General features: G+C 41.2%; 26 protein-coding genes. 7 read left to right on the top strand and 19 right to left on the bottom strand.

Annotated features, from left to right (window positions below):
- Positions 1 to 35 precede the first annotated feature (35 nt).
- Entirely contained in the window at positions 36 to 701 is a 666-nt protein-coding gene (locus B5771_RS07440) for a uracil-DNA glycosylase (RefSeq protein ID WP_088186959.1), read from the top strand.
- Positions 702 to 885: 184 nt separating this feature from the next.
- Here the strand turns inward: B5771_RS07440 and B5771_RS07435 are convergent, their stop codons facing one another.
- From B5771_RS07435 to B5771_RS07420, 4 genes are all read right to left on the bottom strand, one after another.
- Positions 886 to 1,440 (bottom strand): chromate transporter, encoded by a 555-nt coding sequence (locus B5771_RS07435; RefSeq protein ID WP_088186958.1) that lies wholly within the window; start codon positions 1,438 to 1,440, stop codon positions 886 to 888.
- The gene (locus B5771_RS07430) at positions 1,424 to 1,990 is read right to left on the bottom strand and encodes a chromate transporter (RefSeq protein ID WP_047808421.1); all 567 of its coding nucleotides are present in this window, start codon (positions 1,988 to 1,990) and stop codon (positions 1,424 to 1,426) included. The genes B5771_RS07435 and B5771_RS07430 overlap by 17 nt, the downstream gene beginning before the upstream one ends.
- Positions 1,991 to 2,087: 97 nt before the next feature.
- Positions 2,088 to 2,792 carry a GntR family transcriptional regulator gene (locus tag B5771_RS07425; protein ID WP_047808420.1) on the bottom strand — a complete coding sequence of 235 codons (705 nt, stop codon included), beginning with the start codon at positions 2,790 to 2,792 and terminating at the stop codon, positions 2,088 to 2,090.
- Between the two features lie 318 nt (positions 2,793 to 3,110).
- On the bottom strand, positions 3,111 to 3,686 hold the full coding sequence (locus tag B5771_RS07420; RefSeq protein WP_088186957.1) for a methyltransferase domain-containing protein: 576 nt from the start codon (positions 3,684 to 3,686) through the stop codon (positions 3,111 to 3,113).
- A gap of 251 nt (positions 3,687 to 3,937) precedes the next feature.
- On the opposite strand from B5771_RS07420, the gene B5771_RS07415 reads away from it, so the two are divergent.
- On the top strand, positions 3,938 to 4,123 hold the full coding sequence (locus tag B5771_RS07415) for a ferredoxin (RefSeq protein WP_047808418.1): 186 nt from the start codon (positions 3,938 to 3,940) through the stop codon (positions 4,121 to 4,123).
- Positions 4,124 to 4,248: 125 nt separating this feature from the next.
- Here B5771_RS07415 and cbiM read toward each other — a convergent pair whose 3' ends face one another.
- From cbiM to B5771_RS07390, 5 genes are all read right to left on the bottom strand, one after another.
- The gene (gene cbiM, locus B5771_RS07410) at positions 4,249 to 5,274 is read right to left on the bottom strand and encodes a cobalt transporter CbiM (RefSeq protein WP_088186956.1); all 1,026 of its coding nucleotides are present in this window, start codon (positions 5,272 to 5,274) and stop codon (positions 4,249 to 4,251) included.
- A 49-nt stretch (positions 5,275 to 5,323) separates the two neighbouring features.
- Positions 5,324 to 6,106 carry an ABC transporter ATP-binding protein gene (locus B5771_RS07405; protein ID WP_242966782.1) on the bottom strand — a complete coding sequence of 261 codons (783 nt, stop codon included), beginning with the start codon at positions 6,104 to 6,106 and terminating at the stop codon, positions 5,324 to 5,326.
- Positions 6,107 to 6,123: 17 nt separating this feature from the next.
- Positions 6,124 to 7,059, bottom strand: coding sequence for a cobalt ECF transporter T component CbiQ (gene cbiQ / locus B5771_RS07400; protein WP_088186954.1), 936 nt, complete (start codon positions 7,057 to 7,059; stop codon positions 6,124 to 6,126).
- Between the two features lie 48 nt (positions 7,060 to 7,107).
- Positions 7,108 to 7,320 (bottom strand): CooT family nickel-binding protein, encoded by a 213-nt coding sequence (locus B5771_RS07395; protein ID WP_047808415.1) that lies wholly within the window; start codon positions 7,318 to 7,320, stop codon positions 7,108 to 7,110.
- Positions 7,321 to 7,562: 242 nt separating this feature from the next.
- The gene (locus B5771_RS07390; protein WP_088186953.1) at positions 7,563 to 8,093 is read right to left on the bottom strand and encodes a hypothetical protein; all 531 of its coding nucleotides are present in this window, start codon (positions 8,091 to 8,093) and stop codon (positions 7,563 to 7,565) included.
- Positions 8,094 to 8,428: 335 nt separating this feature from the next.
- Between B5771_RS07390 and B5771_RS07385 the strand changes: the two genes are divergently transcribed.
- Positions 8,429 to 8,797 (top strand): hypothetical protein, encoded by a 369-nt coding sequence (locus B5771_RS07385; RefSeq protein WP_088186952.1) that lies wholly within the window; start codon positions 8,429 to 8,431, stop codon positions 8,795 to 8,797.
- A gap of 59 nt (positions 8,798 to 8,856) precedes the next feature.
- Here the strand turns inward: B5771_RS07385 and B5771_RS07380 are convergent, their stop codons facing one another.
- The 10 genes from B5771_RS07380 to nrdR all read right to left on the bottom strand — a co-directional run bounded on the left by B5771_RS07380 (position 8,857) and on the right by nrdR (position 19,114).
- On the bottom strand, positions 8,857 to 9,537 hold the full coding sequence (locus B5771_RS07380; protein WP_172408186.1) for an alpha/beta hydrolase-fold protein: 681 nt from the start codon (positions 9,535 to 9,537) through the stop codon (positions 8,857 to 8,859).
- A 41-nt stretch (positions 9,538 to 9,578) separates the two neighbouring features.
- Entirely contained in the window at positions 9,579 to 9,767 is a 189-nt protein-coding gene (locus B5771_RS24220) for a hypothetical protein (RefSeq protein WP_172408183.1), read from the bottom strand.
- The gene (locus B5771_RS07375; RefSeq protein WP_242966799.1) at positions 9,709 to 9,999 is read right to left on the bottom strand and encodes a DUF4440 domain-containing protein; all 291 of its coding nucleotides are present in this window, start codon (positions 9,997 to 9,999) and stop codon (positions 9,709 to 9,711) included. The genes B5771_RS24220 and B5771_RS07375 overlap by 59 nt, the downstream gene beginning before the upstream one ends.
- 175 nt (positions 10,000 to 10,174) lie before the next feature.
- The gene (locus B5771_RS07370) at positions 10,175 to 10,741 is read right to left on the bottom strand and encodes a GNAT family N-acetyltransferase (RefSeq protein ID WP_088186949.1); all 567 of its coding nucleotides are present in this window, start codon (positions 10,739 to 10,741) and stop codon (positions 10,175 to 10,177) included.
- 52 nt (positions 10,742 to 10,793) lie between these two features.
- Positions 10,794 to 11,228 (bottom strand): GNAT family N-acetyltransferase, encoded by a 435-nt coding sequence (locus B5771_RS07365; protein WP_088186948.1) that lies wholly within the window; start codon positions 11,226 to 11,228, stop codon positions 10,794 to 10,796.
- 693 nt (positions 11,229 to 11,921) lie between these two features.
- Complete coding sequence (locus tag B5771_RS07355) at positions 11,922 to 12,158, bottom strand: acyl carrier protein (protein ID WP_088186947.1); 237 nt, start codon at positions 12,156 to 12,158, stop codon at positions 11,922 to 11,924.
- Positions 12,159 to 12,274: 116 nt separating this feature from the next.
- Entirely contained in the window at positions 12,275 to 14,419 is a 2,145-nt protein-coding gene (locus tag B5771_RS07350) for an ATP-dependent helicase (RefSeq protein WP_088186946.1), read from the bottom strand.
- A 137-nt stretch (positions 14,420 to 14,556) separates the two neighbouring features.
- On the bottom strand, positions 14,557 to 15,732 hold the full coding sequence (locus B5771_RS07345) for a TIGR04053 family radical SAM/SPASM domain-containing protein (RefSeq protein ID WP_172408185.1): 1,176 nt from the start codon (positions 15,730 to 15,732) through the stop codon (positions 14,557 to 14,559).
- Positions 15,733 to 16,202: 470 nt separating this feature from the next.
- Positions 16,203 to 18,605, bottom strand: coding sequence for a vitamin B12-dependent ribonucleotide reductase (locus tag B5771_RS07340; protein WP_088186945.1), 2,403 nt, complete (start codon positions 18,603 to 18,605; stop codon positions 16,203 to 16,205).
- A gap of 20 nt (positions 18,606 to 18,625) precedes the next feature.
- A complete protein-coding gene (gene nrdR, locus B5771_RS07335; protein WP_088186944.1) occupies positions 18,626 to 19,114 on the bottom strand; it encodes a transcriptional regulator NrdR in 489 nt (162 codons plus the stop codon).
- A gap of 221 nt (positions 19,115 to 19,335) precedes the next feature.
- On the opposite strand from nrdR, the gene B5771_RS25055 reads away from it, so the two are divergent.
- From B5771_RS25055 to B5771_RS07320, 4 genes are all read left to right on the top strand, one after another.
- Complete coding sequence (locus B5771_RS25055) at positions 19,336 to 19,470, top strand: hypothetical protein (protein WP_282433328.1); 135 nt, start codon at positions 19,336 to 19,338, stop codon at positions 19,468 to 19,470.
- A 278-nt stretch (positions 19,471 to 19,748) separates the two neighbouring features.
- Positions 19,749 to 21,326 (top strand): spore germination protein, encoded by a 1,578-nt coding sequence (locus B5771_RS07330; RefSeq protein WP_088186943.1) that lies wholly within the window; start codon positions 19,749 to 19,751, stop codon positions 21,324 to 21,326.
- Positions 21,327 to 21,366: 40 nt separating this feature from the next.
- The gene (locus B5771_RS07325; protein ID WP_088186942.1) at positions 21,367 to 22,467 is read left to right on the top strand and encodes an endospore germination permease; all 1,101 of its coding nucleotides are present in this window, start codon (positions 21,367 to 21,369) and stop codon (positions 22,465 to 22,467) included.
- Positions 22,464 to 23,657 carry a Ger(x)C family spore germination protein gene (locus tag B5771_RS07320; RefSeq protein ID WP_088186941.1) on the top strand — a complete coding sequence of 398 codons (1,194 nt, stop codon included), beginning with the start codon at positions 22,464 to 22,466 and terminating at the stop codon, positions 23,655 to 23,657. The genes B5771_RS07325 and B5771_RS07320 overlap by 4 nt, the downstream gene beginning before the upstream one ends.
- Positions 23,658 to 24,252 lie beyond the last annotated feature (595 nt).

Genomic DNA, 24,252 nt, shown 5'->3' with positions numbered 1-24,252 from the left:
GAATAAGTATAAGTGAAAAGGAAAGGGGCAGCATTATGGCAGTTCAAGCAGATTGGAAACGACTCTTAGAGGATGAGATACAAAAAGATTACTATCTTAAGTTACTGGAATGGGTCAAAAGCGAATATCGCACAAAACAAATTTTCCCTAAAAAGGAGGACGTATTTAACGCTTTAGTCTACACCTCTTATAAAAACACTAAGGTCGTGATTTTAGGGCAGGACCCTTATCCCAATATCGGACAAGGCATGGGGCTTAGCTTTTCCGTAAATGTTGGGGTCCCTCTACCCAAATCTCTGCAAAACATCTTTAGCGAGCTCCAAACAGACCTCGGATGCGCCATGCCTCATCATGGCTCACTAAAAAAGTGGGCAGAACAGGGAGTTCTGCTTCTTAATACGGCGCTTACCGTAGAAGGAGGAAAACCTAATTCTCATCAAAATAAAGGTTGGGAGATATTCACTGACCGTATTATTTCCTTGGTTAACGAAAAGACAGACCCTGTGGTTTTTATCCTCTGGGGTAACAATGCCCGTTCCAAGAAAAGACTAATAACGAATCCCTGCCATTCAATCATCGAATCTGCACATCCCAGCCCTTTATCAGCAAGCAAAGGCTTTTTCGGCAGCAGGCCCTTTTCGCGAGCTAATAAATTCCTGGTCTCTCAAGGCAGAGAACCGATTGACTGGCAAATTGATTGATCCCCTTGAGCATTTTCTTAGACAGAAATAGCTGACACAGTGTTATCAGATACTTACAAAAAACGTACGAAGATTGCTTCGTACGTTTTTTAATGAAGTGAACTCGTTCAGTTTAAAGGTGAAGCAAGGATGGCCCTTCCTTGTAGAAGAGGGGTCCTACGATTTGATAAATACTTATAGAAACTTAGAATAACAAAATACCAACCACTGCTGTCGCAGCTATAAATGTGAAGGTACCAATTTTAACTTTTTTCTGGTTGAGTACAAAATATCCGGCTACCGCCATGATAACGGCTTTGAGCATTGTTAAGGACATGAAAGTATGAGTAGTTTGGTATAAAGGCTTAAGTCCAATAATGTAGGCTGCACTGAGAAGGAGACCGAGAACGGCAGGCCTAACTCCCATCAAAAGAGCATTTACGTACTTATTCGCTTTAAACTGGGTATAAAATTTAGTAATAATAACTGAGGCAACAAAGGAAGGGATACAGAGAGCTATGGTGGCAACTATGGCACCGACAATTCCAGCAACTTTAAATCCGATATAGGACGATGAATCTACGGCAAAAGGTCCCGGTACGACCTGAGCAATGGCAATAACTTTTACATAATCAGCTAATGATACCCAATTATGAGACACCATTTCTGTTTCAAAGAAAGGAATCATGGCGTAGCCGCCGCCGAAGCTAATAGCCCCAATTTTTAGAAATACGAGAAACAAATCAATGAGCGTTGACATGTTGCTTTTCCTCCTTCTTTAAAAAGTAAATATTCTTGGCAAAGCCCAGTGCTGCAAGAAGTAAAAGAACAATAACAACGTTAATATTCGTAAAAAGCATTAGGGCAGCTGAGAGAAGTGCTAAGATAACATCGGAATAATGTTTAACCGCTGTTTTCCAGGTTTTCTTAACGGAATTGAGAATTAAAGCAGTAACACCCAGAAGAATCCCTATAAAGGCCTTATGAACAATAGGATTATCGGTAAATCCCCAAATTACGAAAGTCAGAAGCAGGATCAGCAAGAACGTTGGCAGACAGGACGTGATTGTAGCAACAGTTGCTCCCAGGAGACCTTTCTTTCGATAGCCAATCATCGTCGCTGAATTGACGAAAATAATCCCAGGCAAAGTTTGTGAAATAGCCATGATATCAGTCAATTCATCATTGGTAACCCATTGTTTTAATTCAACTACTTCTTTTTGTAATATGGCAATGACAGCATAGCCCCCGCCAAAAGCCAGACAGCCTATTTTAAAGAAGGTAATAAACATCTCTAAATATATTCCCATACTATCTCTCCTGACTTGTGAATTTTCCTTAGAATTGCTTGTACAAGCATACCCTGTTTTTATCTCAATATTTCGGTATACGGTATACCAAAATAATTTAAAAGGAATTTGTCTTTATAGATTCGTGATCTTCCTTAAAGGCCATCTCGAGAAAAGCCTTATTGGAATTTTGCACATGACGCTTTGCCGCAATTTCGGCTCTCGAACTGTCATGATCACGTAATGCTTCTATAATTTCATTGTGCTCCTGCCACACTTCTTCCGGACGACCCGGTTTAGAGTAGGCAACTTGGGTAAATTTTGTTATATATTCTTTAAACGTACTAAATAAGTTGTATAATCTCGGACTCTCTGCTGCTCGATAGACAATTTCATGGAAAGTATCATTTAATTGATTCGATTTTTGAATGTTTCCCTTCCTTTGTTCATCGGAAATCTGCTGGGCAAGCATAGCTAAGCGTTCTACCTCTTTGGGTTTGATTTTTGTCGCTGCGATACTGCCCATCAGCGCTTCTAAAGAGGCTCTGATCAGGAAAATTTCAATAATATCGGCTTTCGTAAATTCGGAAACTACAACTCCTTTCCGTGGAATATGAGTGACTAACTTTTCTAATTCAAGCTTGCGGATTGCTTCGCGCACAGGAGTTCTGCTAACTCCCAGTTGTTCAGCAATGTTCCGCTCCACAAGTCTCTCTCCTGGTTCTAGTTTCTTCTCAAGGATAGCATTCCTCAGAATGAAAAACACTGAATCACGGATATTGCCCAGATCATTAAATTTAATGGGTGGAAATCGATAGTCCATTGCGTTATCCCCTTAGAATAAATCTTCAAATCTTCTGCTAAATTCAATATTAGTCTATCAGACAACAAAAGGCAAGAGAAAAATGGTATACCGTATACCAAAAATATTGGCTCTATCCTTTACGGTATAAGACTTTTGTCCAACCGCAAGGTTCCAACTTCTAAGATAAAGCAGGGGTATCTCGTTCTCTCTTCGGCGGGGGCAGAGTCCATCCTCTTCAGCGCAATAGAATTTGTCATGAGCTAGGAGCTTTCGGCGAAAGTGTCCACAGGACACTTTCACCACCGAAGCTCGATATTCAGCATTTGCTAAATAAGTTCACTTCTTAATAGCTACTAAACCATAAAATGTTTCAGCGAATGACATTTCTTTTAAGAGCTCAAAACTTGCTGTTTGCAGCAAACCTTGAGCATCTTGACTGCTGATTCGATGATCTAAGGGAGGACCCATTTCCGTTTCCTTCTTTTTCCAATCAATCAGGGCTATTTTACCATCAGTTTTTAATATACGATACACTTCGCCGAGAAATCCTTCTTGGTTGTCAATTTCGTGGAGTACATTGACTAAGAGGACAAAACTTACAGCTTGATCAGGAAGCTTTAAGCCATATTCTTCGGTCTTAATTAAGACGATATTTGATATACCGGCGGCATCAGCTCTTTTTTCTACCTCGGCCAACATTTCTTCTGAAGTGTCTAAAGCAAATACTTTATTGGGTGATTTGATCACTTCGGCCGCTGGGATAGTAAAATACCCTATCCCACACCCTACATCAGCAAGAGTATCGTCGGAATTAAGACCTAGTTTTTCTAATGTAGGTCTTGGAGGAAGATTCTGTCGACGCCACTGGTCATCGAGCTTTCTTTTGTTTCCTGGATTAAATTTATGCGCCATAGCTTTTTCTCCTTAGTCTTAAAAATAGCCCATTATTGAAATATGGGAATATTGGATTGATTATAACCATTTTCCTCAGCGAGTTCAACCTTGCTCCAAAACCTCTTACCCGTCCAGGTAAAAACAAAAATCAACCTTCACTTTTACCGCTTTAAGCTAAAATCTATTGTTGACTATGAAGGGATTCCCAAGTTATTCTTAGATAAAATTAAAAGTTAGCCCGATAAAACTACTGAAAGGAGGCAACGTTGATGTATGCTTCTGTGAATTCTGATTGCATTGGATGCGCTTCCTGCGAGTCAATTTGCCCACAGGTTTTCAGGATGAACAGTTTCGGGATTGCCGAAGCCTATTTGAATCCTGTTCCCCAAGAAATTGAAAAATTAGCCAAAGACGCTGTGAACAGCTGTCCTGTGGAAGCAATTACTTTAGAATAATGTTAAAGCCTCCGGTTTTATTTGCCGGAGGCTTTAATTATAGCGAAAATTACTTACCGAAAATCTATGTAAGAACATCCATCCTTCAAACCCGTAAGCAACAGCATTGCAGAACGCTGGATCGACTAACTTGTCCGTCCCTGAGACCTGCCCAGGAAACGCTGAACAATTAAAGCGATCATGCCAATGACCAACAAGCCGAAAAACGCCGAAATAAGATAACCAAGAGCCTGTTGCCAAAAGGTGTGGTCGTAGCCTGAAATACCATAGTCTTTGAGAAAAGCATGGTGCCAGAAATCCCCCAATTTTTGCAAACCGCTGGGAATAAAACCAAACTTGGCTTGCAATTCTTCACCGCCCCATTCACCCCAAGCAGTCCCAGAAGCCAATAATCCTAAAGGGGAGAGTACTGCCAGAACTAGTAAACCGATAATCAATGTTCTATACCGGAAACTGCCAACCGATTTTTCTGTATTCGACTTTAGTTGGAGCATTACCGGATTGGTACGTTGTAAGTAGGTAACAACCAAGGCGCTAACCAATCCCTCAACCGGGCCTGCGATCGTTAAATGAGCAAAAAGCATAGCTGGTACAGCAATGTTCAAGCCATAAGGACTATACAGCGGAGTGCCATTGGCAGTATGAAAAAGTAAGGGCTGTAAACCAAATTCAATGCCGGCACAAAGAGCTGCGGCTGATAGACCGACATACCCCGCTATGGCTGCTCCAATCCAATGGCGCTTCGATGAAACAACGCTTTTTCCTGCAACAAGCCGGTAAATACCATAGCTGACAAAGGGCAGCACGACAGCCATATTCATGATATTGGCCCCTAGAGCCAAAATTCCGCCGTCTCCAAAAAAGAGAGCCTGAATAATTAAAGCAATTGAAATACTGATCATTGCAGCCCAAGGGCCAAGCAGAATCGCCAAGAGACTCCCTCCGACTGCATGGGCCGTTGTCCCATCAGGAATGGGGATATTAAACATCATAATTGTAAACGAGAAAGCCGCTCCGATCGAAAGCATGGGAATATATTTGGCACGCAGAGTATGAGCCGTTTTATAGGCAGCCCCTGCCGCAGCAATCACACTGGCAATACCTAAAAGGGCATCGGTTTGTGGACTTAAATATCCGTCCGGAATGTGCATAAAATATTCCTCCTCCCACGATTAAGTCAGGTGTTCTTTTCTCTCAACATTAACCATGCTGCCGACTGCCACCCAAATGAAAATGAGACCGTTCATGGATCAAGTTTACCCCCAGCAATAATTGACGATTCGAGAGCACTTGAAGCGGTGCGCCATCCGCAGCAATGGTGTGATTCTCCCGGAAAATAATGACACGCTGGGCTAATTCTTCAACAATAGATAGATCATGGGTTGCCATAATGACCGTCTTGCCGGCTGTTTGCAGCGTCTGAAGGAACTCAACCAGCCAGAATTGGGTGCGAGGGTCAAGGCCATTCGTCGGTTCATCCAGAAATAATACCTCCGGATTAACCGTGAGAACACAGGCCAGAGCAACCTTTTTCTTTTCACCTCCACTTAGTTTATATGGAGCCCGGTCTAAGAGATTACCAATGCCAACCAATTGAGCAATGTCTGTAACTCTTTTTTGTACTGTTTCTTTGGGTAACCCCGCCTGCAAGGGAGCAAAGGCCAGTTCGTCCCGCACAGTAGCTGAAAAGAGCTGAGCGTCCGAGTTTTGAAATACAAAACCTACCTTTTGTCTGAAATCTTGCAGAAACTTAGGATCACGCAAGGCGTCTTCGGTCAGCTCCTTCCCAAAAGCCAAAATTTGACCTTCCTCAGGATGGATAAGGCCACAAAGCATTTTAAGCAAGGTGGATTTACCACTCCCATTGGCTCCCAAAATCACTAAACCCTCACCTTTTTTAATACTTAAAGAAATCCCAGAAAGCACGGGATAACCGGGCAGATATGAGTAAGATACATTAAGAATATCAAAAATTTCGTCCAAACAGAGATCTCCTTTCATCAGCCCATGACTTTGTTGGCAGCAATTAAAATAAGTCCTGCTAAGACAACCAATGACAAAACTAAGACATCTGACCAACACAGGCTAGAACCTTTTAGGAGACGTATTTCTCCGGAATAACCACGTGCAGTCATGGCCCAATAAACTTCTTCACTCATTTGCAGCGACTTGCCAAACAATCCTCCCACTGCTGAAGCTACGAATCGCCGCTCTTCTTTAGGAGCCGATTGACCAGCATCACGGGCCTTTCGAGCAAGAAACATTTCTTCCATGGCGCTAACCAAGACAAAAATATAACGATAGGTCATCTCAAGGGTCATAATAAAAATTTTGGGAATAAAAAAGGTACGTAAGGCACGCAAAAAGTCCATCCAACGGGTGCTCAGCGTAAGGACCACTGCTAAAGAAACAGAGATTCCCACCCTGCTAATCAGCATTATCCCTCCCCACAATCCTTGCCTGGTAACTGCCAAAACCGAAGGGAACGATAAATACCCCAAGTGAAGAGAGTGATGGAAGTCAGCGATAACCCACAGCGGGTCGCCAGGACGCACCCAGTTAAAGATTGAAGGCAGTACCATAATCCCTGTAAACAAGGGTATGACCAGCCATACCCTAGCCACCACTTGACGCAGGGGGAGTTTAGATGACACCGCTATAGCCAGCAAAACTAAGTAAAAGCCCCATAATAGAGAAAGGTGCGCACATAAATTAACAATAATTAAAAGGTATATCAGGGAGATCACTTTGATTCGCGCGTCCAATCTCTGCAGAAATCCTGGCCGCAGGGCAATTTCCTCAGAAAAAACCGCATCTTGGATAATCTTGATTATGTCCCGCAGTGTTTTCTCAATAAAATTTCCTTTCCGTCTGCCACCGCAACCGCAGCGACATAACGCCGGACTTGCTTCGCTTAACCAGTTAGGCAATTCCATTTAGGTTAGCCCCCTTCGCTAATGTCGCTGAGCTTTCTCTCCTTTTCCTTATTCCGAATCATGCTTAAACCCGGCAGTCTCTTCCAAGACGATTCGGTGATTAAGCAGCGTCATGTCTTTAATCCTAGCCTTAACAAACTTTTGCCGTCCGAATATATCCACTAACTTTAAGCCATCTTCATAAGGTTCAATAACATCAACCGCTTCCATAAACAAGACCTCTTGACCATTACTGTTAAAGTACGCATTAGCTTCGCACATTGTTTATCCTCCTCTTTAAATAAAAAAGACCATGGAGAACCCTATGTGGGTCAGACCTCCATGGTCTCATTTTTAGTATTAAACTTTAGTATTAATAACGTAGCCAAATAATTACGTCAACACAAGCCTTCTGGCCTGCCATTCCGCTCATTATTTAGTTATATTCGCCGTGTTCGGAGCAAATACCTTCTTTATTTATAATTTTTTTATTTTTACCGATTAATCATTGCAGATTGCAGTTTTTACTCATCAATCATCAAGCTGTTTAATTTCCAGGTGCCATTGATTAATGAATACGTGACATTCAGAGTGTATATCCTGTCATCATATTTATTACCTGAAGTATATCCCGCATCATAGATCTCATAGATTGCATTATAAGTATTTCCATTCCTCGAATAGGCTCTTTGCCTTAGGTTCATCATGCGGTCTGGAATAATAAATTCGAAATCACCGGAGCTTAATTTCGTAATCAATTTGTGGTTTTCAATGCGCATCGAGGAATCAAGGTACTTTTCTGCCGTTGTATAATCTCCTCTAATAAGGGATGTTAAAATTAAATGAAGGTTATTATCCAAATTATTTCTTAAGTTGTATAATTCCTCCTGCTGTTTAACTTTATTATTAGCAGTATCAACTTGTTGTTGTAGAGATTGTATTTCGGTTTTAAGCTGAGAATTTTCCTTAGCCAACTCAGAACTCTGAGTACTGCATCCCAGCAAGAAAATGATACATATCAGTACGGAGATCAATAGTTTAGACTTACGAGCCATTCCTTTGCTCCCTCCATATTATTAATTGTACTATTTTCCTTGCCCACCAAAGCGAGGTATTGGAACCACTCCCACTTGCGGAAGTAGGAGTCTTTGGATACGCTGACCCTTAGAGGTGGGGACTTCTTGTCGCACGAGGTTAAAATTTTCCTTTTAAAAAAGTCATCTTATTTCTATAATAAGAGTGAATCATATCTATGAGAAAATATCAATAGATAAATGGTTAATATTAGCGTCACCTAGATTGAGAAGAATCTTATCGATTTGTTTTTTGTGTGTCCGCAGTTAGACCTATAGTATATTAATTCAAGAACCACAGAAAGGTGTTGAAGAAAGTGTCAAAGCCAGAACGTTCCAAGTATTGTATCTTTTATCCTGGCAGGGAAGGAAATCTTATCATTCGCGAAGATATAGGAGTTGATGATCTGGGCAAAATCTTTAAGGAGATTGAAGCCGTGTCTCAGGAGAACGAATTATTTGCCTTTAATATGAAGGGAATTTCTCAGCTTTCGGATATTGACGATTCTCCGGAAAAGACCTTTATCCTGATTACCATCAAAAATGACGAGTTAACTGCCTACACCGAAATAGGGCGGGCAGAGGCTGAAGAATTAATCGCCGGCGCTCAGCATTATTACCTCATCGACGATATCTATGTCGTCAGCGACACTGCCCTTCGACAATTCCTCAAAGAAAAAAAGTAGGCCAATTATAACTGCCAAAGCCAATAACCATAATTTTTGGTTATTGGCTTTAATTATCATTAAATCGGCTCCAGCAGCCATAAAATGGCCCTGCCGATTCTCTGGGGTATTTCCCGAAAATGGCCGCCGGGCTCTTTAACATAAGTCACTTTGGCAGACTTTGCAAGCAACTCCTTGGACTTCTGTGTGGCTTTGCCCACTTCACACATCAAAGGATCTTTAGTCTTTTCTTCTTTGCCGCCCAAACTCAGGTAGACTTTACCGGGGGGCAGGTGTTTCTGCAAAAATTCCAGCCATCCTGGAAACCAGAGCGATCCGGAACAGCTGCCGCAACCGGCAAAACCCAACCTGCAGTGGGCATACAAAGCAGTCAATCCTCCCAAAGAATAACCTATCGGATATACTTCCCCGCTGAGGGAAAGAGTGCTCTGCAGCATCGGCAGCAGGGCATTTTTCATAAAGTCCAGCATTTTATCGGCCTTCCCGGCAAAAATCCGACCGCCTGTACCTTCCAGATACCATGGTGTAAAGTCACGATCCCAATCGATGGGACCAAATCCCGTAATTAGAAATGGCCGGCAATCACCGGCAGCGATCCGGAGCAACAGCATTTCACGGATCTCCGACAACTGCTGCATACTATCGTCACCGGACAGTAAAATCACCAATGGCACCGGCTGGTCCGACGACCCCAACTGCTCCGCCCAGCAATATTTTTGGTCCAATACAAATTTCATCATCAGCATCCCGTCTCCTGCATCAAATCAAAACGATATTTTGACTAACAATTTTCACCTGAAAGTTTCTCATCCCAACTAACAGCCGTATCAATACTGCGGAATAACAAAGGTCCTGAAACAAAGAGATGTTCCGATTGCCATTGTTTGCCCCGCCCAACAACAGGAATCGTGTCACTTACAGAATTCCATTGATCTAGTTCCTTGATGAAAAACAATTTGCCATCTTCCATCTGTGAACCTCCAAATTGAACTGCGTAATGAGTTCCTCATCTCTTCTCTAGATTCGTTAGCCTTAACTGCACGATAAGTAGCTAGTACCACATATGATGATAAGACTTTTACTTGAAAATCCTCAATAACCGTTGGAACAGTGGGAGAATGTGGCAATCCCTCCACAACCTGTATTTTATCATACGTGCGCCCGGAACTTCCAAATTCAACAAAATCGTCTGCTAATAGCATTGAAATTTCTTCTCCTGATCGGCGAATCTCAGGTTGTAATAATCTGTCTTCTAAATTGTATATTTGTTCGTGGAGTGATGATCCCATTTTCAATATCTCCTTTTACCATAAGAAAACTCAAATAGTTTCCTCATTCCGAGTGCCAGCAGCATCTCTGTTTAAGTTAATTTTAGTGCTATTCCTTTAGCGCAAAATAATCATCTCTAATGATTGAATAGCAAATGTCATCATCTGGTTTAATATTCTCGACCTCAAACCGCCTGACAGTTTGGGCTTCATCCATTATGGTCTTTTTCAAAACTCTCCCAGAACGGGTATTGGCAATTCTGTGAAACGCCTCTAATTTATAGAATTTTGGCACTCTAAATGAAAAATCAATAACAGCGTTTAATGCTTCAGTGGCATAACCTTTTCCCCAATAATTTTCACTAATACAATACTCTATTTCTGCCGTCTCAATTTCTGTATATACTCTACAAAATGCTATCTGTCCTATGTTTTCATTATTCCGTTTAAGGATTACTGCCCAGCGATAGAAGTCGTTATTTTGATATTTATCAATCCATTTCTTTAATAATTCATAAACCTCTGTAGTAGTTTTATATACAGGTTCACCATATTCATTTTGCACAGAAGGATTTGTGATCCAATTTTTTATCATATGTGGGATGTCTTCATAATCAAATTTACGGAGCTTTAACCGTTTTGTTTCAATTTGAATAGTCCCTGAATGATTCAACATGCTTACGCCGCCCTTTAATTTTATCAAAGTTTATAATTACAACAGTATATAATCATTTGAGCTTCTTTTTATAACCATTATGCGTTCGAGGGCTATATCCTGCTGACTCATAGAATTTACAGGCATCAATTCTATTGCTTTCTGTTACAAGTATCACTTGGCTGCAATTCCTTGTAGCTGCAATTTCCTCAAGCTCGGATATTAACGCTTTTCCTACTCCTTGGTTCCTATATTCCTTATCAACTATCATGTTTTCTAGCACTAAAAAGGGCTTACAATCACCATATAATTCCTCGCATATCACTCCCATAACTGAACCAATCAACTCGTTGTTTTCAATGGCACTTAGTAGTATATGTGAATTATTTTTTTGAAATTTAACAAACTGCTTATGCATGGTTTTAACGCAAGATTCTTCACTCCAGAATTGTGTATATAACTTTGCAAGGTCACTTATGTCATCAGCAACCATTTCCCTAATAATCATTTTAGTTGCCTCCTATCCTTTCTTTAATAACGATTTTATTAACCACTTGTCATCCTACCAATTGCGATAAACCCATGCTTATAGAATCTTCCAATTATTGACCCAAATGACATAAAGATAATCAAACCGAGTTATCATGCATTTTAGAAATTTTTCCGAACAACAATCTACACCAATCAATTAATATAATGCTTATCGTTGATGCGGCCGCGTTTCTAATGAGGTCATCTCCTTGAAACCATTCCCACAATTCATTAAATAAATATGTTAGTCCTAATAGGACAAGGAAAAATGTCACATACCCAAAAATCTTACTTATAAACCTATTCATCTTATTAGCACCCCCATTCAAAATTTGACATCCTTCGGCTCCCATTATCCATATTTTTGCGCCTTTACGTCCATCAAATGGCCAAATAATAGGATATTGACCTGAAAATATAGACAAAATACCCGGTAATTTTACCATTATTATTGAATACTAATGCCTTCATTACTCTTACATTCCATCTTTTCACCACTCAACCTAAGGTTTCACGAAATAAACTTTAATAACGAAATTTATTATGGTATATTTTCAAAAAAGAAAGGCATACCCTCCAAAAGATGAAGTATGCCTTGCTGCGTATGGGTTTTAGCCGTCAATCGAACTGGGAACGACAGGTTATGAAATTACACCGAATTCATTATCGCTCAGTAAGCGGATAAACCTCTAGCTTTCAGTTTTTCTACAATATCATTGACGGTAACCACATCTGCAAACTCGTCATCAGTAATGGTTATCTCGAATTCATCCTCCAGGTCCCCAATAATCATCGACATATCTACAGAATCCACAAATAAGTCTTCCCGCAAACGGCTCTCCAGGGTTATCTTTCTCTTCTTCTTTTGTAAAATATGATTTAAAGTGAATAGTACTCTGTCTTCCATTTTTAGTTACACACCTTCCCTCAACGCTTATGTACTATTGTGTGGGCTGATTCAAATTCCAATTCGCCTTTTAAAGCCAATAGACTATGGTATGATTTTACAACGAACATCCCAAATTAGATAGCCCAAATCAACCTCTGCTGGGCACAGATATCTTTCATGAACGAACGCTGTGAACCGTTCTTAAAACGAACTACCATTACATTTCCCTCATCGTTAACAATGACTCCCTCTCCAAATGATTTATGTTGTATAACCAATCCTGCAACGAAATCGCTCATGGGGCTTGATACTTCCTGGGGAATCACCTCTTGAGGGTTTTTACCCTGCAGCACAAGATTGACCTCACGAATAAAACGGGAAACTTTCACTCGTTTATGATGATAATAATTCATAGAGCATAAGGTTAACTGGCGTTTCGCCCTCGTCATGCCGACATAGAAAAGACATCTCTCCTCTTCTAATAATTCGTTCTTTCCCCTTTGTTCAGCCTTGATCGTCTCTCGTTCAGGAATAATCCCTTCGACAAGGTCAATTAGGAAGACCTGTTCCCATTCTAAACCCTTGGCAGAATGGATGGTTGAAAGGGTCACGGCATTTTTGTGCTTATTTTTATACGAAGACGTCATCTGCTCTTCAAGATACGTTAATCGATTGGCAAAATCTACAATTGTACATTCGTTTTGGGCAATTGAACTCAGAAGCTCCAAGAGACTTCTGACATAGTCTTCAGAAAACCCTAACGACTCACATATTCTCTTCATTGCTTTATCATAATCCAGTTGGTTTCGGATATAATGGATCGCCTGAGCAGGCGAAAGAGCATTAAGCTCCTTAAACCACTTTTTGAAGTCTAAGTACTCTGATCTTTCCTTTAAAGTCACTCCCGGTTGTTCGGCTAAGATTTCAAAGATTGAACGATCGATTGGCATTTGCCTTAGTAAATCAAGATGTTGCTTACGTATAGGACAACTTAACTTAGACCAAATTCGCTCTAAAACGGACAAGCTCTTATCGTTAAATGAGAAGCGAAGGAAATTTAACATATCGTTAATGGCCCAGTGGTTAAAAAACCTCTGTTTACCTGATTCACGCATATAAAAGGAAATATTAGCCCGATCCAACGCATCTGCTAAATAAATGGCGGATAAATTATTTCGGTACAAAACCCCTACCTTTGCCAAATCCTTTTGGCCCTTGAGTTTCTGAATAATAAATTGATTTTGTTCTGTAATTCCTTCAAATTGCTTAATCCGCAGAACGTCTCCCTTAGGATTCTCAGTAAACATATCCTTATCAAATCGCAGTTTATTAGAACGAATAAAACCACAGGCTACGTCCACAATCTGCGGGGTCGAGCGAAAGTTTTGCTCCATGCGCAGGATCTTTGCACCGGGGTAGGTCTGTTCAAACTCTAAAAGGTACTTTGGTTCAGCCGCTCGAAATCCAAATATTGATTGATCATCATCCCCAACTACAAAAATATTGCTCTTGGGTTTAACGATCATTTCAATGATTTTGTGCTGTAGAAGAGACGTATCTTGGCTCTCATCTGTAAGAATATAGTCAAATCGCTTTCGGTAATACGCTAAGTACATCGGATTTTCCGTTAACTCTTGAAAGGCAAGGGAAAGCATATCGTCATAATCAATCAGACGCGTCCGGCTGCTTTGCTTATAGTTCTCATAATCCTTATAAATAAGAGGGAAATTCTTAATGTCACAATCTAAAAGCTCTTCAGGTTTCCTTAAGGTATTTTTTACGTAACAAATGCAATTCTGCAATCCTTCCAGCTGCTCATCGGTAATCGCGGAGGTATTATGCTTTTCGTAGATTTTACGAAGAACTCCCGTCTTGCTTTCAGCACCTGTTTGTTCCTCAATAAGTTCAAATCTAATACCGCTTTGTCGAAAAGCAGTTCGAACCACTTCATAAGCAAAGCTGTGGATCGTAGAAAATTTAATTTCCCCACGGCCTTCATTTTGACCGCTGACCATTGCCCCAAAATTCGCAACAAACCGTTCACGCATTTCCCTGGCTGCTGCCCGTCCGAAGGTTAGACAAAGAATTCTTCGAGGATCTATGTTTTTGACAAGAATCAAATAGGCTAAACGAACAGTGAGAACCGTCGTCTTGCCTGCACCGGGAACAGCTAAAAGCAAAAGAGGGCCCTGGTTATGGACCACAGCCCGTTTTTGCTGTTCAGTTAAATCAAAACCTCTAGCCTTGATCTCTGCAAAGAAATCCTTCTCGCTAATCACCTTATATCTCCCACTCTGTATTTGTAACACCTTTGCTACTTCCGGATGCCTAGAAATTTAATTCATGCACCAAGAATTACAAGAATTATATCCTAGTAAAAACGCCCACGAAAATCGCAGGCGTTCACACTATAATTCTATTTCTTTCTCATTTTCTCTGGAATATACACGCAGAATGGCTCTGAGGCCATATAGTTTCCAGTTGCGCCGTAGGCACGTGCTCTTGATCCACCACAAACTTTGTTATACTCACAAATACCACATTTACCTTCGTACTTATCTGGTGAACGCAAGTCTTTTAAAATAGGGCTTTCACGGTAGATGTCGCGCAGTCTATTTTCCTTAACGTTACCAACAACTAATGGTAAAAATCCACTTGGCATAACGTCACCTGTATGTGATACGAAGATGAAACCATTTCCATCGTTAACTGCTTTTGGTGCTCTTGCCAGACCATCAATGAACTGAGCCATGTCACGGGTCTTAGTACCTTCGAACGTGATTTCTCCACCTGTAGTACCATTTTCCTTAGCACGTTGTTGAAATACAACACGACGATAGTGCTGACCTGCAGTTGTTTTTATATCATAAGGCGCAACTTTACTTAACTGGTATAGCCACTTGAATACTTCTTCGTGCTCAGCAGCTGATATGCAATCATCGATTGAAGCACGTCCAGTTGGAATCATCATTAAAATGTACCAAACTGATGTCTTCAACTCTTTCATCAATTCAGACATTTGCTCAAGTTGGTGTAAGTTTGCTTTGTTAATGCAAGTGTTTATTTGGTGAGAAATACCAATTTCATTTAAATATTTAACTTTCTCGATTGTTAAATCAAAAGTTCCATCAATTCCACGGAAAGCATCATGCGTCTTAGCATCTGCACCGTCAATGGAGAAACTCCAACGAGAAATCCCAACTTCTTTCGCCTTGTCCATGCGCTCTTTTGTTACTTCCACAGTAGCACTTGGGCTCATCGAAACACGCATTCCTTTTTTAATACCGTAGTCTGCTAATTCAAAAAGGTCTTTTCGAAGCATGCAGTCCCCACCGGTGAAAACTAGCATCGGATTGTCCATTTCGTAGATTTCATCGATTAGCGCAATACCTTGCTCGTGCGTTAACTCCTCTGGATGCGGATCAGGCTGGGCATCTGCACGACAGTGTTGGCACTTAAGCCCACAGGCACGAGTAGTTTCCCAGATTACGATGAACGGGTTCTTATCGTAGTCAACGTTCATTCCTGGGTGCCCACCCGGGTGACCACCTTTACCGTGCGGATGTCCACCCATTTTCATTTTATTTTCCATCTTAAATCACTCAATCCATTTTAGTTTTCCAACTAATGATTTTACACAAAAATCTGGCGAAAGTCCATTGATGGACTTGCCGCTATTGTCCAACAAAACTTTCAGTTGAATTCCTTAAATATTTAGCTGTTATTAAGTTCATTTCTTTTCGACTCAACATTACTTTTGAGTATTTTTTTAATTTCCTTTACATCGTCCGCAATTCGAAATACTTTGTAGTAAATTATGAACAAGATAATCATTGGTACTACAAAAACGGCGATATCATTACCCATGGAAATTACCCCTTTCAAATACTTCAGGTTAGCCTACATTTGGTCACGAATAGACAAAATGCCTGGATAGGTAATAACAAAAACAAAAAGCCAATAACTGTAATTCTGTTATTGGCTAAGCAGTTATTTATTAAATTTCTGGTCACCGCCAGTCGTCCAATAAGTGTCAAACTTTATTATCAGTGAACAATCTGTTTATCCGCACTTCGAATATCCGCAATGGGTGCAGACAACGCAGCCGCTTTCATGGTTAATCGGCATACCGCACTCTGGGCAGGCATTCGCTGGGGCTACGCCTTGAAGGGGTTTCTTGGCAGGTATCTTTTCTGAGGGGCCCGTAACATTTAAAAGTCCGCTTGCAATTTGCCCTTCAACCGTCTGGACTTGTGTAACATTGATGCCAACTTCATTATATTTCTTAATGACACGGGCAATTGCATCCGGACAGGAAGTTACGCTGACACCTTCACGTCGCATACAAGCAGGGCAGCGAATTCCTTTGACTTGCTCAATAATAGCATCAACAGACAAACCCGAACGTAAAGCGATAGAAATCAAGCGTGCTGTAGCCTCTGATTGTGAAGAACATCCTCCGGCCCGGCCGGTATTTGTAAATATTTCGCATATTCCTTTTTCATCTGCATTAACACTAACATAAAGGTTGCCGCAGCCGATCTTAATCTTCTCTGTAACCCCAATAGTAGTGGTCGGTCGCGGACGAGGCATCACGGTATTCACTTCAGGAACAAACGGGGCACTGGGGGCTGTTATCTGAGCCGAAGAAGTCTGGACTTGCCCTTGATCCTTATTTGCAACAACCTGTTTAGAGACATCGGCGGCTGCCGGTATTGTAGTTCCGGTAGAAAGCACTTGTTCCTCTCTGCTTCCATCCCTGTAAACTGTCAAGCCTTTGCAGTTCAACTCGTCTGCCAAGCGATATGCTTCGGCAATATCTTCTCGTGTTGCTGAATTAGCAAAATTAATCGTCTTAGATACTGCGTTATCCGTATATTTTTGAAAAGCGGCCTGAATGCGGATATGCCATTCCGGGGAAGTTTCTTGAGCCGTCGTAAAGATTTCCTGTACCCAGTTAGGAACCTCCGGCAGTCCGAGAACCGTTCCTCTCTCAGCAATTTTACGCATGAGTTCCGGTGAATAAAAATCGTACTCTTTCGCGAAAGTTTCAAAAAGAGGGTTTACCTCAACTAACGAAGTGCCATCCATGACAGTTTTCGTATAAGCCACTGCAAAAAGAGGTTCAACTCCGCTCGATGCAGCACAAATCATCGATATCGTTCCCGTCGGGGCAATTGTGGTTAGTGTGGCATTACGCAGTTTCATAACTCCGTCATAAATAGAGCTTTCATAATTGGGAAAAGTTCCTCGTTCTTCGGCTAGACGTTGGGACTCGATGCGTGCTTCCGTCTGAATAAATTTCATGACTTTTTCCGCATAGTCAACGGCTTCTTCCGTAGCATAAGACGTTTGCAGCAAAATCAACATATCAGCAAAGCCCATTACTCCCAGGCCAATTTTACGATTTCCTTTTACAACCTCATCAATAATCTTTAGCGGGTATTGATTGGCATCGATAACGTTGTCCAAAAAGCGTACCGCCAGACGGGTAACATGACTTAATCGCTCCCAATTGATAACCATTTTACCATTTTTCTCAGTCACCATAAGTTTAAGGTTAATAGAGCCTAAGTTACACGCTTCATTGGGAAGCAAGGGCTGTTCCCCACAGGGGTTTGTCGCTTCAATTTTACCAAGTTGGGGAGTAGGATTGCTTTCATTTAAACGATCAAGAAAGACAATTCCCGGCTCTCCATTTTGCCATGCATGATCAACAATTTTAGCAAAAACCTCGCGAGCAGATAATTTACCTGCTGCTTCCCCAGAATGAGGGTTAATAAGGTCATAATCCCGCTCCTCACGGACAGCCTTCATAAATTCTTCCGTAATCCCAACCGAGATATTAAAATTCGTAATTTCCTTATTGTCCTCTTTGCATTGGATAAAATCCAAAATATCCGGGTGGTCAACTCTCAGAATTCCCATATTAGCCCCGCGTCGAGTTCCACCCTGCTTTACGGCTTCTGTAGCCGAATTAAAAACCTTCATAAAGGAAATTGGTCCCGAAGCTACACCACCTGTTGAACGAACCATACTATTTTTAGGACGCAGACGTGAAAAACTGAAGCCCGTTCCTCCGCCAGACTTATGAATAATTGCCGCATTTTTTATCGCATCAAAAATATCCTCCATACTGTCTTCAACAGGCAGAACAAAACAGGCGCTCAGCTGTCCTAAGTCCCGACCCGCATTCATTAAGGTCGGAGAGTTAGGCATAAACTCAAGATTAGCCATAATTGTATAAAATTCCTTCGCCAAAGCCCGTGTTTCTTTCTCACCTTTGCCATACTTTTCTTCTTCAATAGCGGCAATTACATTGGCGACTCGATAAATCATATCCTCCGGTGTCTCGATAACTTGTCCGTCGACTTGTTTTAAATATCTCTTTTCCAACACAACACGAGCATTAGGCGCTAAATTTACCTTTGGCCAGTTTTTTGGTGCTTGTCCTTCAAAAATCAACTAGAATCCCCCAACTTTCCTTATATCTCTTTTCTTTCCTTATCTGTTAACGTTCCCCGTTTTTCTATAAGTTCATGTAACTCTTCCAGAAAACGTTGTATATCCCCAAACTGGCGGTATACAGATGCAAAGCGTATATAGGCCACCTCATCTAAGCCGAACAATTGCTCTAAGACTGCCTCCCCAACTTCAGCACTCGTCACTTCACGCTCATGCGTATTGCGCAGAGCCTTTTCAATATTATAGGCGGCCTCTTCAATTTGTTCTGTTGAAATTGGCCGTTTTTCACATGCCCTTCGCATGCCGGCCATCATTTTAGAACGAGAGAAAACATCACGTCTCCCGTCTTTTTTGACAACCACGAGCGGTGAATCCTCAAACTTCTCAAAGGTAGTAAACCGACGCATACATCGGTCACATTCTCTGCGTCTTCGTACAGTTGTTCCTTCGTCAACCTGACGCGAATCAAAAACCTTCGTGTCCTCGTTTCCGCAGAATGGACAGCGCACCCCTTCACCCCCAATATGTAGTATGCTTATCAATTTAAACACACTACATATAGTATGTCAACTAGCCTTTAGTCATGTTTTGAGTCTAACTTTCTAATCATTGCTTGTTTCTTCTTGCTATCTTCGTCTTTCTTGTTTTTTTATTCCGTAGTATTACTTCTAAAAAAGGACAAAATAAATTAGAACCTAAACCATGATCTGAGAAAGGAAGTGACCTTACTGTGATAAAAAAGATGCCTTCGGAAAAAAATCCTAATCCCAATCCAAAACCCGCGCCGCCTAATCATCAGCCGAGTATGGATTCCAGGGATAACCATGGCCTTTCTCAAGAGGAAGCTTTACGCGCTAAGAAGTAACCCCTTCATGCCTTTCCCTTTGTGCAATGACTATCAGAGTACAGGGGACCCAATTCCCACTTAAAGAAGTGGGAGTCTTACGATTGGATAAATCACTAAGAGGGGCTGCAGGACCTTATCTGTTGCCCCCCTTTTGTGAAGAATCCTATCAGAATGCATCTATAACGGAACGGAACAGGCAGGAATATCGGATATTTCCAATATTCCTGCCTGTTCCGTAATAAATCTGCCACTTTGCGCAAAAACTATTTTAAGGAATGAGGAACAAGAGGTGGATTATGCTCACAAAAATTATTAGAAAATCTACTAGGAAGAATCGCCGCCAATCCCCTGAGCCTCCCTGCCAAAATCCGTCGAGAAACCCTGCAACTCTATCTAAAAAACTAGAGGATAACCGGCAGACAATTCTAAACACCTTTCCCAAGGCTGACGATCTAGTAATTCGAGAGTTCACTATTGGAAGCGAAGCTCCTGTCCAGGCCTTTGCGGTTATGATCTTCGGTCTTTTTAATGAAGATTCCGTTAACGAAAATCTCTTTAAGCCATTACTATCAGTACACAACAACCAACTTACAGGCTCTACTTTAGAAATTATTAAGGAAAGTATATTGTCTGTTTCCAGTATTCAGGAAGTTCAAACTCTAGAAGATACCGTTACAGGAATTTTGTCAGGTGATACCGTCTTATTCATTGATGGAGCCGATAGAGCACTTATTGCATCAATTCGCGGTTTTGCAGCACGTAGTGTAGAAGAACCGAGCACTGAATCGGTTATTCGTGGTCCCAGAGAAGGCTTTGTTGAGTCTCTAGGCACAAACATTTCTCTTATCCGCAGGAAAATAAAAAATTCAAATTTAATGGTTGAGAAAATGACCGTCGGCAGACAGACAAAAACATCATTAGCCATCGTCCATATTCAGGGTATTGCCAATGACGAGGTCGTTCAGGAAGTTAAGAAAAGAATATGCCGCATCGAGACAGACTCTGTTCTCGAATCAGGTTATATTGAGTCCTTCATCGAGGATGCCCCTTATTCCTTATTCCCTACCGTTGGCAATAGCGAAAAACCTGATATAGTCAGTGCGAAATTGTTGGAAGGCAGAGTTGCAATTTTAACTGATGGAACTCCCTTGGTCTTAACTGTACCTTATTTATTCATAGAAGCGTTCCAAAATAGTGAGGATTATTATTCACGGCCTTATCTTGCAACATTTATCCGTTGGCTCCGTTGGCTGGCTTTTTTTATTTCTACATTTGTACCCGCTCTTTATGTTGCCATCACAACTTATCACCAGGAACTGCTGCCAACATCACTCTTGATTAGCATTGCCAGTGCGAACGAAGGCTCACCATTTCCTACTATTGTCGAAGCACTTTTGATGCAAATCGCTTACGAAATCTTAAGGGAAGCCGGCCTTCGCTTGCCAAAGGCCGTTGGACAGGCCGTTAGTATTGTTGGCGCACTGGTCATTGGGGAAGCCGCAGTATCCGCCGGATTGGTTGGAGCTCCCATGGTTGTCGTCGTGGCCCTTACAGGAATTTCCTCCTTTGTCGTCCCAGCTTTTACAGATGTCACTACTATCGCCCGCTTTGTTCTCCTCATCTTGTCAAGCTTTTCTGGTCTATATGGAGTAATGCTCGGATTTGCGGGGTTTGTTATTCATCAACTCTCGCTTCGCTCCTTTGGAGTGCCTTATATGTCTCCGCTTGTACCACTTAACGGTTCTGGCCTTAATGATGTCATTATTCGCAAACCTTGGTGGGCTATGACTTCACGGCCTCATAGTTTAAGTAGAAACACAACGAGACAAGTTGATTCATTAGCTCCCAGTCCGCCGGAAAATCCCGGCAATTAGGAGACAATTAATTAATATACCTCTCCATAAAGGAGATCCTATGTTAGAAAATGCAAAAATCACCCCCAAACAACTTATTTTCCTTGTAGCAATAAGCAGACTAGTCGTTTCAATTACGTTTTTCCCTGTTTTTACTGGTCCTCCAGGAAATCAGGATGTATGGATATCGGAAATTTTAAGTCTGCCTGCTAGTCTATTGTTAACAGTTCCATTTTATCTATTATGGAAACGCTTTCCAGAACAGTCACTCTTTGAATATGCAGAGACACTCCTTGGCAAAGCTGGTAAAGCAGTTAGCCTTCTTTATGTCTTATATTTTTGTCATGGACTATCTCTATTTTTATACGAATGGAGCGCCTTTTTGACAACTGCCGTTATGCCTGAAACTCCAGTCCTTTTTATTCTCCTCTTTCTTTTCCCGTTTTGTGCTTATGCTGTTTTCAAGGGCATTGAAGTAATTTCACGGTTTGCTGAATTTCTAGCGCCTATAGTCTTCGGAGGAATTATAGTTATATTTCTGCTGCTGGCTAAAGATATGGATTTCAATGTTTTTATGCCATTCATGGAAAAAAACATAATATCCATAGGAATGGGTGGATTCGCAATTGCCTTGAAAACATCCGAGATAGTTGTACTCGCTATGATGCTTCCCCATTTAAAATCTAAAAAAGAAAAAGCAAAGCTTGTCCTGATATCCAGCTATTCTCTTATAGCACTTTTGTGGCTTATCACAACTGTAACTGTTCTAGCAACTCTAGGGCTTGATTTAGCTAAGTTACTTCAGTTTCCCTATTTTAGCGCCGTTCGTTTAGTGAACATTGGTGATTTTATTGAACGCATAGAATCTATTCATCTCTCAATATGGATTCTCAGTGGTTATCTGAAAGCGATCTTATATTTCTATGTTATTCTGATCGGATTGAGTCACTTAGTTGGGATAAAGGATTATAGGCCCCTTGTTATATCAACTCTTACCATACTTCTTCCGATATGTCTATCCGTTCAAAGCAACATTTCCGATCTCAATGATTTTTTGTCTTATCCTATATCCGTTTGGATTAATATTATTTTCATAATTGTTATCCCCTATCTGCTTCTCGCTATAGCCTTCTTTAGAAAGCAAGGTGAAAAGAACATATGAGAAGAAGAATTACTTTAATAATCCCAGCTATTCTTCTGTTACTTCTTCTACCAGGTTGCTGGAACCGGCGAGAACTAAATACCATGGCAATTGTTGAAGCTGTGGGTGTTGATCGGGCTAATGACGGACAAATCGTTGTATCGCTTCAAATTTTAAAACCTAGCGCAATTAAATCTTCAACATCGGAAAAAGCGAGTGGCACGAAAAGTGTTTGGGTCGTCACGAGCAAAGGAGAAACAGTTTTTGATGCTATACGAAATGCTTCACTGCGAACAGATCGAAAAGCATATTTTTCACACAACACTGTTTACGTTTTATCTGAAGAACTCGCCAGGAATGGAATCAGCGACGAACTGGATCTATTCAGTCGTGATTCTGAATTTCGTAAGTTAACTTATGTTTTTATTACCAGAAGAAAAGCTGAGGATATTATTAGAAGCGATTATGAACAGGAAAAAATACCTGCCCAAGCAATAGAAAAGCTTGCCAAAGTAACATATGCAGCTTCTAAAGTCCCCAAAGTCCAGTTAATTGATCTCCTCAAAAATTTCGCCAGCAAAACCAATGACTCAATTGTTCCCGGGATTGACATAATCCAAGAGAACAATAAAAACCCAAACGAAGAAAGCCTAAAGCTCGATGGAACAGCGATCTTAAAACGAGATCGAATGGTTGGTTGGTTTAATGAAAAGGAAACTAGGGGGATCTTATGGGTTCTTGGCAAAGTAAAAAGCGGAATTATTGATATTGCGACTCCCGGAAATGAAAGCAAAAAGTCCGGAATTGAAATTATCAGAGCTGACAGCAATGTTGTACCGGAGTTAGTTGACGGAAATCTCATAATGACGATTAATGTTCGTCTGGACGGCAATCTTGGAGAAGAAATGGGAAGCAGCGATTTAGTAAAACCTGAATCCTTTGATGAGATCGAAAAACAAATAGACACAGATATCAAAGAGGAGATCAGCAGCGCCGTCAGCAAAGCCCAAAATTGGGATGTGGACATCTTCAAATTCGCCCCGGACGTTCATCGCAAGTATCCTCGAGAATGGCCTGAATTAGAAAAAAACTGGCCAGAGGAGTTTAGGAAAATTCAACTCAATATAATTGTCGACGCAAAACTGCATTGGTCCGGGTATCTAAAAAAACCAGTTCAACCGAAAAACACTGAAGGAGAAGTGGCTCAATGAAAGTTTTTCTTTATATCCTAGTCTTAATTCTGATCTTCACGCTTTTGTCTCTCTCACAAATTCCTCCACTTATAAAAAATAAGCAGCGAAAAGAACTTATTCTGGTAATCAGTCTTTTGTCAATTGGGTTCATCCTGAACTTCTTATTAATTATCGGTATTAAACTGCCTAATCCCATTAAGATTCTGACCTCAGTTATTCATTCACTACTTTAAAAACTAACGGTTAACAACTTCACTTACACAGATAGACTGCCAATATGGCAGTCTATCACTTGTTTACCTGGCAATGACCTACTTTCCCAGGGGCCTGCGCCCCAAGTATCCTTGGCCCTGGAGGTCTTAACTTCCGTGTTCGTGTATACGAAAAGCGGACGAGCTTTTCGCCACGCTGCGTCCCCATACGCATTCTCCTGCAGCGTGGATCGAACGGGTGGAACCCCGGTAGCTATCTTTCATTTCTTTCATGAAACACAGATAGACTGCCAAATTGGCAGTCTATCGCTTGTTCACCTGGCGATGACCTACTTTCCCAGGGGCCTGCGCCCCAAGTATCCTTGGCCCTGGAGGTCTTAACTTCCGTGTTCGTGTATACG

Source organism: Desulfosporosinus sp. FKA (assembly GCF_002196785.1).
GTDB classification, from domain to species: Bacteria; Bacillota; Desulfitobacteriia; order Desulfitobacteriales; family Desulfitobacteriaceae; genus Desulfosporosinus; species Desulfosporosinus acididurans.
The sequence above is the reverse complement of the archived record's forward strand: the minus strand, read 5'-3'. Positions and strand labels throughout refer to the sequence as shown.